The sequence below is a fragment of the Bacillus sp. KICET-3 genome (genome assembly GCF_033261025.1).
Lineage (GTDB): Bacteria > Bacillota > Bacilli > Bacillales > Bacillaceae > Bacillus > Bacillus sonorensis.
Genome location: NZ_CP137345.1, coordinates 188,864 through 203,034, shown reverse-complemented (window position 1 = coordinate 203,034; position 14,171 = coordinate 188,864). Strand labels below are relative to the sequence as shown.

The following is a 14,171-nucleotide window of genomic DNA, read 5'->3' as shown; positions in this document are numbered from 1 at the left end:
TTGATTCATGAAGGTTGTGAATCTGTTTCAGAATGATTCTTTTCCTCGTCATCCTGACCTTTGTCATTTTCTTTTTGAGATGTTTCAGAAGAAATTCTAACTCTAACATGTTTTTGCGGCAGCGACCATGCAATATTCTGCGGGCCGTTGACTTCAAGTTTGGCGTCGTGCTCGCCATCGCTCAGATCCGCTGCATTGATATAGAGTTCGATGTCTGACGGCTGAAGCTTTGCAATCGCGGCTTCTGAACCCTTTGCCGTGATATCCAGCCTGCCGGTTTTCGGATCGAGAAATTCAAGATCCTGGCTGTCGCTAAGCCCGACGGTTTTGATCGAAACGTTTTTCAGCTTTTTCTCTTCTTCTTTGTCTACTTTCACCTTGATGTTCACTTTTTCCGGCGACACTTTTTTGGCCCCTTCCGGCACCGGAATATCAGCCTCAAATTCAGTGTCGTCTTTAATTTTACTTAAATCAATTTCAGTACTGTCGACAAATTCTAACGAATCCAGGACATTTTTCGGCCCATAGACGGTCACTTCCCCGGGGCTTGAATCCAAGCTGGAGATGCTGATGCCCTCAGGGAGGCTTCCTTTTCGCCCAAGCTTAATGGGAACCTTTTTGCTCGGGCTTGTCACCGGAACGGTGATTTTGACGACGGACGGGTTAACTTCGACCGGAAGAATATTTCCGTCTCTGTCATACACCGTCAGCTTTGCTTCCTTTTCCACCGTTTGGTCTACGCCTTCCAAATTGATCGTCGCCTTTATGCTTGCGATTCTGTCGATCACGGCTTTCGCTCCCGTGACACTGACGTTTTTCGGATTGACGATCGGCTGCTCCGGCGTATAACCGTCCTTCATCTTATTCTTATTGTAAAAATCGGCCTCAACCGGAAATTCCTTCGTCGTTCTTTCTTCAATGGTTACCGTGGTTACAGAAGGATTGATTGTCACGCTCAGTCCTTCCGCGACATTTCTTGCCTTTAATTCCACTTTATGTCTGCCGGTTTTCAGGTTCTGCATATCGGCATAGATTTCAAAATCCTTAACCTGTCTCACTTTCTTTACAGTACTAGTCGGTCCCTTGATCGTGACGTTCACAGTTTGCGGCACGCCTGTCACCACATAGTTTTCATCATCATAATACGCTTTTACCGGGATATCGGTAAGGGTCGCTTCATCTGTCGTCGATGTCGGAAAGAAAGATTCACCCGGTTTCTTCGGGGTCGGTGCTTGCGCACTATGAACCGCAAAATACAGAAGAAACGCGAGCAATAACGCGATCACTTTGACAGACCAGGGATTGTTCAGGAATTTATCCATTTTTCTTCCCCCTCCAATACCAGCGGTATGAGGAAGTTTCCCGCGAATTTTTTTTGAACTCTGCCTCAAGCATATTTTGCAGCGCTTCTTCCGACAAATCGCGGTGAAGGTCTCCGTTTTTGGCTACGCTGATGCCGCCGGTTTCTTCGGATACGACAATCGTCAGACTGTCGGTCACTTCACTGATCCCCACTGCCGCTCTATGCCTCGTGCCAAGTTCTTTAGAAATAAACGGGCTTTCAGACAGCGGCAGATAGCAGGCTGCTGCGGCGACCTCATTGTTTTTCATGATCACGGCGCCGTCGTGAAGCGGTGTGTTCGGAATAAAAATATTGATCAATAGCTCAGAGCTGACCTTTGCATCAATCGGGATCCCTGTTTCTATGTAATCGCCCATTCCGGTTTCCCGTTCAATGGTTAAAAGTGCGCCAATCCGCCGTTTTGCCATATATTTGATCGCTTTTGTAATCGCGTCTATCGTTTTTTGCTGCTGCTCTTCCTCAGGAGTTCCGCTTCGGGAGAAGAAGCGTCCGCGGCCGAGCTGCTCCAGCGCTCTCCTCAGTTCCGGCTGGAAAATGATGATGACCGCTAAAAATCCCCATGTGATCGCCTGGTCAACCAGCCATTGCAGTGTGCTCAATCCTAAAAATTGGCTGGCCACCCGGACAAGAACAATGACTACGATTCCCTTTAAAAGCTGAACCGCTTTCGTTCCGCGGATGACCATTATTAATTTATATATCACGTACCAAACAAGGAGAATATCAACGGCATCGCCGAGGTACTGCAAAAAAGGGATATCCTCAAAAGCCATTTCCTCGTCCTCCAAGAATTCAGTCATTAGTTAAGTTTATATGTTTCAACATTGTATTATATATAATTTTATATACAGAGGCTATTATACCACACTTTAATTTTTCAAGGGAAATGGCGGTATCATAAAAAAGAGCAAAGCCGCTAATATCAGCTTTGCTCTTCATCTTTAGAATCATTCACGCCGAAAACCGCTTTTCCGGCCGATTTGATTTTGTACCAGATCCAGTCAAACGCCGCGTTGATTTCGTGGATCTGACCGGTGACTTGTCCGGCTGAAGCCGTATATTTTTCTCCGTTTACAATGGTGACATCACCATCTATTTTACCCTTGATAATCAGCTTGCCGTTTTTAACGGTGACATCGCCCTCTACGACTTCGCCTTCGGGTACGGTGACGGTGTTGTTTTTCACGACCAGATTCGGCTGATTGGATACGCTGAAGTCATGGTCATTTTTCCAGCTTGAAAAAAAGCTGCCGCCCATCAGAATGACAAACAGCGCTGCAGCCACGATAAACGGATGAGCTTTCAGCCATCTGTTAATGGAGACCGTCCGTTTTTCCTTCGGCAGATTTGCCAGCACATTGGCCGTAAAGTTTGCCGGAGCTGTTAGATGTGACGTGCTCTGCACAAGAGCGATCGATTTTTCCATTTCGTGAAGGTGTTTTCTGCATCCTTCACATGATTGCAAATGCTCTTTCAGCTGCGTCTCATCATCCGGAAGAATGTCTCCATCAAGATATTTGTGCATAAGCTGAACAATGTGCTCCGGACAGCTCATTTCATCACCCCACTTAAAGATCCCTTAATTGTTTTCTGAGAGCCTCTCTGCCTCTGTGTATTCTGGTTTTTACAGTACCCACGGGTATGTTTAGGATTTCGCTGATCTCGATCAGTGAGAGCTCGTCAATGTACTTCAATACGATGACCGTCCTGTATTTATCGGGAAGCCTTAAGATTTTTTCCTGAATGGTACTGTGCAGTTCCAAGGAAAGCACTTCATCCTCTGGAAGCGCAACATCCGCCGCAACCTGTGAATACATCGTCAGTCCTTCTGTTCCTGCCACCTCTGCATCCAAGTAATAGTCCGGCTTTTTTTTGCGGATACGATCGATGGTCAAATTGGTTGCAATTCGATAAAGCCATGTCGAAAATTTCCGGTTGATATCAAAACTGTCGATATTCACGTATGCTCTGATAAATGCTTCCTGCGCAATATCTTCCGCCTCATGCGCATTGCCGAGCATACGGTAGCAAAGCTGATAAATTTTGTCTTTATAAATATCCACGATGTCTGCAAATGCGTTACGGTCGCCTTTTTTCACCTGTTTGATTCTTTTTTTTATCATTGTTTCCATATTTATCTAACCTCTGCCTTCACCGGTCTTTATGTATACGGGTTGATCTTTAAAAGGTTTCATGAAATTCATAAAAATAGTTTAACAAAAAATTGGCAGAGTGTAGATGGTTTACACAGGCTCAGGCCCTTAATATTAGCTTAAAATTATTATACAACATAAACATTTTGAAATTGAGGTTTTCAGGCGAATGATCGGCGGCCGCTCCGCCGCCGAAGACCGTCTATAATAATTTTTCCCCAAATAATGAACCCATTAAAGCAACAGCCGTCTCTGCCGTCCTGTTTTTCTCGTCCAAAATCGGATTCACCTCTACAAATTCAGCAGACGTGATGAGGTTGGACTCTTCAAGCATTTCCATTGCCAAATGGCTTTCTCTGTAGCTGATCCCTCCAGCAACGGGAGTTCCTACACCTGGCGCATCGTTCGGATCAAGGGCGTCCAGATCAAGCGACAAATGGACGCCGTCTGTCCGTTCCCGCAAGTATTCAATCGTTTCCTCCATGATCCTTGTCATGCCGAGGCGGTCGATTTCATGCATCGTATATACTTTGATTCCTCTGTCGCGGATCAGCTTTTTTTCCCCGTCATCAAGAGATCTCGCTCCGATGATGACGATGTTTTCCGGCTTAACTTTGGCACCATCCCCATAAATCCCGGTCAGCCGTTCATGTCCGATCCCCATGCTGATTGCTAGAGGCATTCCGTGAATATTGCCGGATGGCGAAGTTTCCTTTGTATTTACATCCGCATGTGCATCATACCAGATCACACCCAGATTTTGATAATGCTTCGCAAGTCCAGCCAGCGTGCCGATCGCAATGCTGTGATCACCGCCGAGAACGAGCGGAAATGAACCTGAAGCAACCATTTTATCAACGGTCTGAGCCAGCTTTACACTCGCGCTTGTAATCGCTTTCAAATTGCGGATCTCTTCTTCTGAGGCAGGTTGACCGCCTTCCTTTTCATCCTCCCTCTGACCGATTGTGATATCTCCCAAATCTTCAATATCATCGCAAAGGCTTTCCAAACGCTCATTGACGCCGGCACAGCGAATCGCGCTCGGGCCCATATCCACTCCCCGCCTTAATTGGCCAAGATCCATGGGCACACCAATCATGGAAATCTTTTTAAACATATCATATCCCCCTTTCAGACTTTCATTGTACAGTCCAATTTAAAATTGACTCAACAAGACATTTTTTTGAATAGTTATACAATCAAGGCAAAATAAAAAGGACATCCAAACAGGATGTCCAAAAACTGGGCTAGCTGGATTCGAACCAGCGCATGACGGAGTCAAAGTCCGTTGCCTTACCGCTTGGCTATAGCCCAAAAATGGTGGAGGGGGACGGATTCGAACCGCCGAACCCTGAGGGAGCGGATTTACAGTCCGCCGCGTTTAGCCACTTCGCTACCCCTCCAAAACAGTGCCGGCCAGAGGACTTGAACCCCCAACCTACTGATTACAAGTCAGTTGCTCTACCAATTGAGCTAGACCGGCATCATATCAACATCTTATGCAGAAACCATCGCGGTTGTGTCTAAAACCGCTCCGAAAAATGGTGGAGGATGACGGGATCGAACCGCCGACCCTCTGCTTGTAAGGCAGATGCTCTCCCAGCTGAGCTAATCCTCCGCAGTACAGGACGTACAAGTGCATGCGTTGCAACAGGACGTTGCGCTCTCAGCATGCCTTCCTTTAAAAACTCTGGACGAAATACCTTACGCTTCTTAACATGCTGTCCAAAAAAGAATGGTGACCCGTACGGGATTCGAACCCGTGTTACCGCCGTGAAAGGGCGGTGTCTTAACCACTTGACCAACGGGCCAAATCACAATTTCCAACAGCTGTCGTAAAGCTGACAAAAGTTATTATATACAGGTTGCTGCCTGTTTGTAAAGAGGTAAATTAAAATTTTTATTTTCAAAATTTTTGTCTGAAATTCTTAGAAATGATGAGGGTTTTTGTTTACACTATGAGTAGCTTTACGCACGGAAAGGAGAGCACAGACATGATATTGGTCAGCTCTTGTTTGGCGGGCATTGAATGCCGCTATGACGGGAAGCACAGCTATATCGAGAAAATCAATAAACTCGTTGAAGAAAATAAAGCGATGATCGTTTGCCCTGAATTGCTCGGCGGTTTTCAAACACCAAGGGAACCGGCAGAAATAAAAGGCGGGACAGGCGAAGATGTTTTAAACGGCGACGCCGTCATTTTAACCAAATCGGGCGAAGACGTAACAGACCTTTATATCAAAGGGGCTTATAAAACGCTCGAGATCGCCAGGCAGATTCAGGCGGACACCGTCATTTTAAAAGAAAACAGCCCATCATGCGGAAGCAGCAATATATACAATGGGAGTTTCTCCGGACAAAAAATTGCCGGGAACGGCATTACGGCGGCTCTTCTTAAAAAAGAAGGATTTCGCGTCATGTCTGAACATCAACTGGATGAGCTGTAGATGCAAGCGCAGTTCAAACTGCGCTTGATTGTATTCTTCCACAGCAGCTTTTAGACCCTCTTTAAAATAAAATTTCACAATCATCAATTTTTCATTGAAATAAAATTCCAACAAAAATATACTGAAAATTAAGAAATATAATCTATTTTGATCAGGGGGATGCCGGATGAAAAACAGCAATCTCAGCTCCTTAACGACCGAACGCCGAAATGAAAAGACAAAGCAGATCCATCAGGCGGAAACATTTGACATTCTGAGAATCATTAATGAAGAGGACAAAAAGGTGGCTGAAGCGGTTGAAGCGGTTTTGCCCGATGTAAAAATCGCCGTCGATTATGCCGTCGATTCGTTAAAGAAAGGAGGGCGGATCATCTACATCGGCGCCGGTACAAGCGGGCGGCTCGGTGTACTCGATGCGGCGGAATGCCCGCCGACGTTCAGCATTTCTCCCGATACAGTCAGGGGGCTGATCGCAGGAGGAGAAAAAGCGCTATTCGAAGCTGTCGAGGGTGCCGAGGATCGTGAAGAGTTAGGCATGCGCGACCTGAAGGCGATTCACCTGTCAAACAAGGATACAGTGATCGGCATTGCCGCCAGCGGACGAACTCCCTATGTCCACGGTGCGCTGACATACGCCAGAAAAACCGGTGCAAAAACAATTTCCTTAACCTGCAACAAGCAATCGGCCATCAGCAAAGCCGCCGCTCACAGCATTGAAGTCATCGTCGGTCCTGAGGTAGTTGCGGGATCGACACGAATGAAGGCGGCAACCGCACATAAAATGATTTTGAACATGATATCGACAACGGCTATGATTCAAATGGGAAAAGTCTATGAAAACCTGATGGTGGATGTCAATGTCAGCAACGAAAAACTAAAACAGCGGGCGATCCGCATCATCCAAGCTGTCACCGGAGCCGAACAGCAAACGGCTGAAAAAACGCTTGAATCAGCCGAATATCATGTCAAAACGGCCATCATCATGTTGAAAACAAATACTGAAGCCGCTGTAGCGCAAAAACTGCTAAAGCAAGCAGAAGGCAACATTGAAAAAGCCATATCCATTCATAAAGGAAACGCGTGAAAGAAGGGAAAAACAATGGCCGCAGGCGGATTGGAAATGATCCAGACTATGCTTCACAAGCTTCCGGAATCGGAGCGAAAACTCGCTGAATATATTTTGGAAAACCCGCATGAGATCGTGAACAGCACCATCCATGAAGTCAGCTCTTCCGCAAAGACAAGCGGAGCTGCAGCGATTCGGCTGTGCAAATCACTTGGATTAAAAGGATATCAAGAGTTGAAAATGCGCGTCGCCGGAGATTTAATGAAACCCGCTGACCACGGCTACCGGGATATCATACCGCAGGAATCGATTTATTCCATCGCTCAAAAAACGGCTAACAATTCGATACAGGCCATCCGCGACACATATGGCAATATTGATCGCCAAACTCTCCAAAAGGCAATTCAAATGCTGATCGGCGCAGGGACGATTCATTTTTGCGGAATCGGCGCTTCGGGCATTGTCGCACAGGATGCCCAGCAAAAATATTTGCGGATCAAAAAATCGGCCACCGCGTTCACAGACATGCACCTTGTCGCCACATTAATCGCTAATGCCTCTGAACATGATGTTGTATTTGCCATCTCACATTCAGGGGAAACCCGCGAGATCATCAATGTCTTAAAACTGGCAAAAGAACGCGGCGTCAAAACCATCGGATTAACCCGCTTTGGACAGTCATCGGTTTCATCAATATGCGATATTGCCTTGCATACGTCATGTTCAAATGAAGCACCGTTTCGCAGTGCTGCCACCTCCTCTCGTTTAGCTCAGCTTTACATGATTGACATTTTGTTTTTGGGAATGGCCGCTGAGCGGTATGACGAAACCGTTCAGTATATCGATCAGACAAGAGCAGCCATCCGGATGATGGAAACAAACGGCTCGGAAAGAAACAAAGGGGGATAAATCATGAGCGATGAGAAGCAATACTACGGCTTGGCAAAGGACATTTTGGAGTATATGGGAGGGGCGGAAAATGTCGCAGACCATACCCATTGCATGACACGTTTACGGATCACGCCTGTCAGCAAAGAAAAAGCAGACATCGAATCGATCAAAACGCTGAACGGAGTCATCGGCGTTGTCGAAGCGGAGACGCTTCAAATCATCCTCGGCACTGGCGTCGTACAGCATGTATCAGATGAATTCGGAAAACTTCTCAAAGCAGCGGATCATTTTGATGTCAAAGAAGCCGCGGCCAAACACAAATCTGCCGTTTCCAAGAAAAACGCCACACCCTTTAAATTGTTTTTGCGCCGAATCGCCAGCATTTTTATCCCGCTTATTCCCGCATTGGTCGCATCCGGTTTGATTACGGGCATCACCAAAGCCGCAATCCAGGCCGGCTGGCTGGATGATAAGTCTCAGACCGCCATCATCCTCACCGTCATCGGCTCCGGCTTGTTTGCGTATTTGGGTATTCTGGTCGGCGTGAACGCGGCCAAAGAATTCGGCGGGTCCCCGGCGCTCGGCGGTCTGGCGGGTATTTTGATCCTGAATCCGGCTGCAGCGGATATTACCCTTTTCGGCGAAGCGCTTCTCCCGGGACGAGGCGGTTTGATCGGCGTTCTTTTTGCCGCAGTGTTTATCGCCTTTATCGAAAAGCGGGTCAGGCGTTTTGTTCCTCATTCACTCGATATCATTGTCACACCTACCGTCTCCCTGCTGCTCACAGGAATCGTCACCTACGTGATTTTCATGCCGGTCGGCGGCTTCATTTCTGATGCAATTACTTCGGGTCTTTTAGCCATATTAAACATTGGCGGCATATTCGCCGGATTTATATTGGGAGCAGCCTTTCTGCCGCTTGTCGTCACAGGCCTGCATCAAGGACTGACACCCGTTCATATGGAATTGCTCAATTCAATCGGGGATGACCCGCTCCTGCCGATTTTGGCAATGGGCGGCGCAGGGCAGGTAGGAGCCGCATTTGCGATCTATCTTAAAACGAAAAAAGCGAAATTAAAACGAGCGATCGCCGGCGGACTCCCATCAGGCATGCTCGGCATCGGCGAACCGCTCATTTTCGGAGTGACGCTTCCTCTCGGCCGGCCGTTTTTAACCGCTTGCCTTGGAGCAGGTGTCGGCGGGGCATTTCAAGCTTTTTTCAAAATCGCAACCGTATCTATCGGCGTATCAGGACTCCCTCTTTCATTTCTCGTTCATACCCATCAAATCTTTCTGTACTTGATCGGCTTATTCATCTCCTATGCTGCAGGTCTTTTCTTCACATACGCATTCGGCTTTAACGATGATATGGCGGTTGAATTTGATTAAACGTTTGTTTAATATTTCCACTAACACGTCGGTAAGAAAGGGGCTGCGGCATGAACAAAGTGGTCATCGGCGCGGTTTCAGCGCTGTTCGCTGTTTCATTTCTATTTCCGTCTCCAACATCTGCACACACGGCTTATACAAAAGACAGACACCAGCAATCATTTCCCGTTTTAAAGAAAGTGAAAAATCCAGAAGAAGCCGGCTTCTCTTCAGAAAAATTGAAACAAGTTGACAGGCTGATCGAACAGGATGTTGCGTCCGGATTTCCCGGCGCCTCCCTCCTTATAATCAAAGACGGAAAAATCGTGAAAAAAGAAGCATACGGATACAAACAGAAATACAACGGACTCCATCGGCTGAAACATCCAAAAAAAATGAAACCAGATACGATGTTTGACCTTGCCTCCAACACAAAAATGTATGCCGTCAATTTTGCCCTTCAGCATTTAGTAAGCTGCGGAAGACTTGATCTCAACGCAAAAGTTTCTCGATATATTCCCGAATTTAAAGATCAGCCGGAAGACGCCATCAAAGGAAAAGACGGGCTTCGCGTCATCGATTTGCTTCAGCATACAGCGGGATTTCCGGCAAGCTGGAACTATTATGATCCAGAGACAGCCGGAAAGCTCTACTCCCAGACAAGAAAAAAAACATTACGATTTCTTTCAAAAACACCTTTAGCATATGAACCAGGCACAAAACAAATCTACAGCGATATCGACTACATGCTGCTTGGACTGATCATTGAAAACATTACGGGCCGGCGCTTGGACAGCTATGTTGAAAAACAATTTTACCGTCCTCTCGGTTTGCGCCACACATTGTTTAACCCGCTGCAAAAGGGCTTTCAGCCTTCGCAGTTCGCCGCAACCGAATTAATGGGAAATACGAGAGACGGCGTCATCTCGTTTCCTAACATCAGAAGCTATACCCTGCAAGGAGAAGTACACGATGAAAAAGCGTTTTATTCCATGGAAGGCATTTCAGGCCATGCCGGCTTATTCTCAAACACTGAAGAAATGGCGGTGCTGCTCCAAGTCATGCTCAACGGTGGCGGTTACGGCTCTCAACAGCTGTTTGACAAGACTGTTATTTCTCAATTTACCGCGCCGTCAAAAACAGATGCCACATACGGGCTCGGTTGGCGGTTGAACGGCAATCCCGATATGGAGTGGATGTTCGGAAAGCATGCGAGCACCAGGGCCTACGGACATACCGGCTGGACCGGGACCGTCACCATCATCGACCCGGCGTATCAATTAGGCATTATCTTATTGACCAATAAAAAACATTCTCCTGTCATCGATCCGGCGAAAAACCCAAATCAGTTTGAAGGCGATTTATTTTCAACCGGAAAGTATGGAAGCGTGATCACCGGCATTTATGAAGCGCTAAACCATAAATAGGAGGGATTAATCAATATGAAAGCACTGTTTCGATACGCGCTGATCGGCATGCTGCTTGCATCAGCGGCCTTACAGTCCAATTCTGGCAGAGCCGAGGCAAAACGCGATTCCGAACAAAGCGTCAAGCAACTGGTCAGTGAAATGACGCTGGAAGAGAAAATCGGACAAATGCTCATGCCTGATTTTAGAAACTGGAAGAAAAAAGGGGAGTCAAGTGCGAAAGGATTAACAGAAATGAATGATGAAATAGCCGGCATTATCCGAAAATATCATCTTGGCGGCGTGATTTTATTCGCCGAAAATGTCACTGGGACGGAGCAAACGGTGCGCTTAACAGACGGCCTGCAAAAAGCGAGCCGCGGCGTACCGCTCTTTATTACAATTGATCAGGAAGGCGGGATCGTCACCAGACTGGAGTCGGGCACAAACCTGCCGGGCAATATGTCCATCGGCGCAACGAAAAGAGCGCAAAATGCTTACCGATCGGGAAACATCATCGGAAAGGAATTGGCGGCTTTAGGAATCAACGTTAATTTCAGCCCGGTGCTCGATGTCAACAACAATCCCGCCAACCCCGTCATCGGCGTCCGTTCCTACAGCTCCAAACCTGAATTAACCGCCCGGTTTGGTATCCAAGCGATGAAAGGGCTCCAAAATGAACATATCATCGCCACAGCGAAGCATTTCCCCGGTCACGGAGATACAGCGGTTGACAGCCATTATGGCCTGCCGCTCGTTCCGCATGATGCAGAGCGGCTGAAAAGCGTTGAGCTTTATCCGTTTCAGAAAGCGATCGACGCCGGGATCGATATGATCATGACGGCTCATGTGCAATTCCCCGCATTCGATGATACGACCTATAAAAGCAAAAAGGACGGCCGGGATATCATGGTTCCGGCAACACTCTCCAAAAAAGTGATGACAGACCTGCTGCGGAAAGATCTTGGATTTGACGGTGTCATAGTAACAGACGCATTAAATATGAAAGCCATCTCCGATAATTTCGGCCAAGAGGAAGCCGTCGTTATGGCCGTTAAAGCAGGTGTTGACATCGCCCTTATGCCGGCGGCAGTCACATCCCTGGAGACGGAAAAAAACCTGGCCAATGTATATGAAGCTCTTTTGAAAGCCGTTCGGCAGGGAGACATTCCTATTGAGCAAATCAACCGCTCGGTGGAACGGATCCTTTCTTTAAAAAGCAAGCGCGGCATTCTCGACTCCCGCTCTTCTGCATCACTTCGGGACAAAATCAAATACGCCTTGAAAACGGTCGGAAACAGGAAGCATGAAAAAACAGAGAGGAAAATGGCGAGAGAAGGTGTCACCGTCTTAAAAAACGATGATCGAACACTCCCGTTTAAACCGAAAAAAGGTGACACCATACTCATTCTCGCTCCATACGAAGATCAGGCAAAAGCCATATCCAAGACAATCAAAAGAATAAAGAAAAAGACAGTCGTAAAGGAATACCCATTTGCCGAGAAAACGTTTAATCAAGACATTCAAAAGCTGGTCGATCAAGCTGATTATGTGATCACCGGGTCATATGTAGTCAAAAATGATCCGGTTGTAAACGACGGCGTCATCGACGATACGATTGAAGACTCGAGCAAATGGGCAACCGTTTTTCCGCGAGCCGCTATGAAATACGCACAGGCCAAACAGAAAAAGTTCGTCTTAATGAGCCTCCGCAACCCATATGACACGGCTAATTTTGAAGAAGCAAAAGCGGTTATTGCGGTGTATGGTTTTAAAGGCTTCTCAAACGGACGCTTCAGACAGCCAAACATTCCGGCTGGTGTTGAAGTCATATTTGGAAAAGCGAAGCCTAAAGGAACCTTGCCCGTTGATATCCCTTCCGTGACAAAGCCCGGAGAAATTCTTTACGAATACGGGTACGGATTGAATATAAAAAACGGCAAACCGCTTAAACTGGAGGGAGCACGATGAGAAAAAAGGCGTTCTGGCTGCTCGCCGGAGTTATCGTTTTCGGTACATTAACGGCAGCAGCGGCCTGCCCGGAAAAAGAAAAGAAAGCGAAAGTCGCACCGGGTATTGAAGTGCTCATGAATAAAAAAGGAATGTTAAAAGGCAAAAAAGCGGGCTTGATCACAAACCCTACAGGGGTGGATTCCAGACTGAACAGCAGCATCGATTTGCTTCATCAAGACCCGGACATTGAGCTGACGGCGCTATTCGGGCCGGAGCATGGCGTTCGGGGCGACGCTCAAGCCGGGGACAAAGTGGAATCGTATATCGACGAAAAAACCGGTCTTCCCGTCTACAGTCTTTATGGCGATACGAGAAAACCGACTCCGGAGATGCTGAAAAACATCGACGTCCTCCTGTTCGACATCCACGATGTTGGAACCCGCTTCTACACTTACATTTACACGATGGCATATGCCATGGAGGCGGCAAAAGAAAATGACATTCCATTTATCGTGCTGGACCGTCCCAACCCGCAGGGAGGGATCAAAGTCGAAGGGCCTGTTCTCGACCCAAATTATTCGTCCTTTGTCGGGAGATATCCCATCCCATTAATACACGGTATGACGGCCGGCGAACTCGCGAAGCTGTTTAATCAGGAATTCAACATCGGCGCCGATCTGACCGTTGTCAAAATGAAGGGCTGGAAACGGCGCATGTCTTTTGAAGATACGGGGCTTCCCTTCGTCCTTCCTTCCCCTAACATGCCGACGGTTGATACTAGTGCAGTCTATCCCGGCACTGGCTTAATCGAAGGAACAAATATTTCTGAAGGAAGAGGAACGACCAAGCCGTTTGAGTTGATCGGCGCTCCCTTCATAAAAAGCACTGACCTCGCTGAAAAATTAAACAGCCTGAAACTGTCCGGCATTCGATTTAGAGCCGCTTCGTTTACACCGACATTTTCAAAGCATCAAAATAAATTATGCCACGGGGTAGAGCTGTATGTGACAAACCGGTCCGCTTTTCAGCCTGTAAAAACCGGCATTTCCATCATTAAAACCATACATGATTTGTATCCAGAGGACTTTCAATTTCTTTCCTCCAACAATTTCAATCGTCTGATCGGCAACGGCTGGGTCAAAACCATGATTGAAGAAGGGGCTTCAGTTGAGGAAATCGTCAAAAAATACGAAGCTGAACAAAAGCGGTTTATGGATATCAGAGAAAAGTATTTGCTTTACTAAGAAGAGCGACCCTTGCTCTTCTTTGCTTCTTACTAATCAATCACATCCAGTTCATGTAAGATATGAGAAAAAACGCGACGATTTAAGCGAAATTTTATATCGCAGACGTAATTTGCCTGTATTTAAACAAACGTTTGATAAAGACAATCTGGACAATACTTGAAATTCATTCTAATGAAATGGAAGCCAACTTTCCTACCGGCCTCCCTGCCGTTATCGTTCCTTTAACCACAAATTTCGCGATTGTTTCAGCGCGCCTGAAGATCCGGCAACAGAAGTG

The 14,171-nt window shown here is 46.9% G+C and carries 12 protein-coding genes and 5 tRNA genes; 7 read left to right on the top strand and 10 right to left on the bottom strand.

Features of this window, described 5'->3' with window-relative positions:
• Positions 1-5: 5 nt before the first annotated feature.
• From R5H20_RS01185 to R5H20_RS01140, 10 genes are all read right to left on the bottom strand, one after another.
• Complete coding sequence (locus tag R5H20_RS01185) at positions 6-1,322, bottom strand: CdaR family protein (RefSeq protein WP_006639954.1); 1,317 nt, start codon at positions 1,320-1,322, stop codon at positions 6-8.
• Positions 1,315-2,136, bottom strand: coding sequence for a diadenylate cyclase CdaA (cdaA, locus tag R5H20_RS01180; protein ID WP_006639953.1), 822 nt, complete (start codon positions 2,134-2,136; stop codon positions 1,315-1,317). The genes R5H20_RS01185 and cdaA overlap by 8 nt, the downstream gene beginning before the upstream one ends.
• Positions 2,137-2,285: 149 nt before the next feature.
• The gene (gene rsiW, locus R5H20_RS01175; RefSeq protein WP_006639952.1) at positions 2,286-2,918 is read right to left on the bottom strand and encodes an anti-sigma-W factor RsiW; all 633 of its coding nucleotides are present in this window, start codon (positions 2,916-2,918) and stop codon (positions 2,286-2,288) included.
• A gap of 13 nt (positions 2,919-2,931) precedes the next feature.
• Positions 2,932-3,495 (bottom strand): RNA polymerase sigma factor SigW, encoded by a 564-nt coding sequence (gene sigW / locus R5H20_RS01170; RefSeq protein WP_006639951.1) that lies wholly within the window; start codon positions 3,493-3,495, stop codon positions 2,932-2,934.
• Between the two features lie 223 nt (positions 3,496-3,718).
• Entirely contained in the window at positions 3,719-4,633 is a 915-nt protein-coding gene (gene rocF / locus R5H20_RS01165) for an arginase (RefSeq protein WP_006639950.1), read from the bottom strand.
• A 125-nt stretch (positions 4,634-4,758) separates the two neighbouring features.
• Positions 4,759-4,830 (bottom strand) — tRNA-Gln (locus tag R5H20_RS01160).
• A 4-nt stretch (positions 4,831-4,834) separates the two neighbouring features.
• Positions 4,835-4,919 (bottom strand) — tRNA-Tyr (locus tag R5H20_RS01155).
• Between the two features lie 7 nt (positions 4,920-4,926).
• Positions 4,927-4,999: transfer RNA gene (locus R5H20_RS01150), tRNA-Thr, on the bottom strand.
• Between the two features lie 59 nt (positions 5,000-5,058).
• Positions 5,059-5,134 (bottom strand) — tRNA-Val (locus R5H20_RS01145).
• 118 nt (positions 5,135-5,252) lie between these two features.
• Positions 5,253-5,327, bottom strand: a tRNA-Glu gene (locus R5H20_RS01140).
• A 183-nt stretch (positions 5,328-5,510) separates the two neighbouring features.
• Here R5H20_RS01140 and R5H20_RS01135 point away from each other — a divergent pair.
• The 7 genes from R5H20_RS01135 (at position 5,511) to R5H20_RS01105 (ending at position 13,891) form a co-directional block, all read left to right on the top strand.
• A complete protein-coding gene (locus R5H20_RS01135) occupies positions 5,511-5,963 on the top strand; it encodes a 2-thiouracil desulfurase family protein (protein WP_006639949.1) in 453 nt (150 codons plus the stop codon).
• A gap of 166 nt (positions 5,964-6,129) precedes the next feature.
• Positions 6,130-7,047, top strand: a complete 918-nt coding sequence (gene murQ / locus R5H20_RS01130; RefSeq protein ID WP_006639948.1) for an N-acetylmuramic acid 6-phosphate etherase — start codon at positions 6,130-6,132, stop codon at positions 7,045-7,047.
• A gap of 15 nt (positions 7,048-7,062) precedes the next feature.
• Positions 7,063-7,938, top strand: coding sequence for a MurR/RpiR family transcriptional regulator (locus R5H20_RS01125; protein WP_006639947.1), 876 nt, complete (start codon positions 7,063-7,065; stop codon positions 7,936-7,938).
• Positions 7,939-7,941: 3 nt separating this feature from the next.
• Complete coding sequence (locus tag R5H20_RS01120; protein ID WP_006639946.1) at positions 7,942-9,309, top strand: PTS transporter subunit EIIC; 1,368 nt, start codon at positions 7,942-7,944, stop codon at positions 9,307-9,309.
• A 50-nt stretch (positions 9,310-9,359) separates the two neighbouring features.
• A complete protein-coding gene (pbp4b, locus tag R5H20_RS01115; protein WP_006639945.1) occupies positions 9,360-10,715 on the top strand; it encodes a penicillin binding protein PBP4B in 1,356 nt (451 codons plus the stop codon).
• A gap of 15 nt (positions 10,716-10,730) precedes the next feature.
• Positions 10,731-12,665, top strand: a complete 1,935-nt coding sequence (locus R5H20_RS01110; RefSeq protein ID WP_006639944.1) for a glycoside hydrolase family 3 protein — start codon at positions 10,731-10,733, stop codon at positions 12,663-12,665.
• Positions 12,662-13,891 carry an exo-beta-N-acetylmuramidase NamZ family protein gene (locus R5H20_RS01105; RefSeq protein ID WP_006639943.1) on the top strand — a complete coding sequence of 410 codons (1,230 nt, stop codon included), beginning with the start codon at positions 12,662-12,664 and terminating at the stop codon, positions 13,889-13,891. Before R5H20_RS01110 ends, R5H20_RS01105 begins: the two co-directional genes overlap by 4 nt.
• The last annotated feature ends 280 nt before the right edge of the window (positions 13,892-14,171 follow it).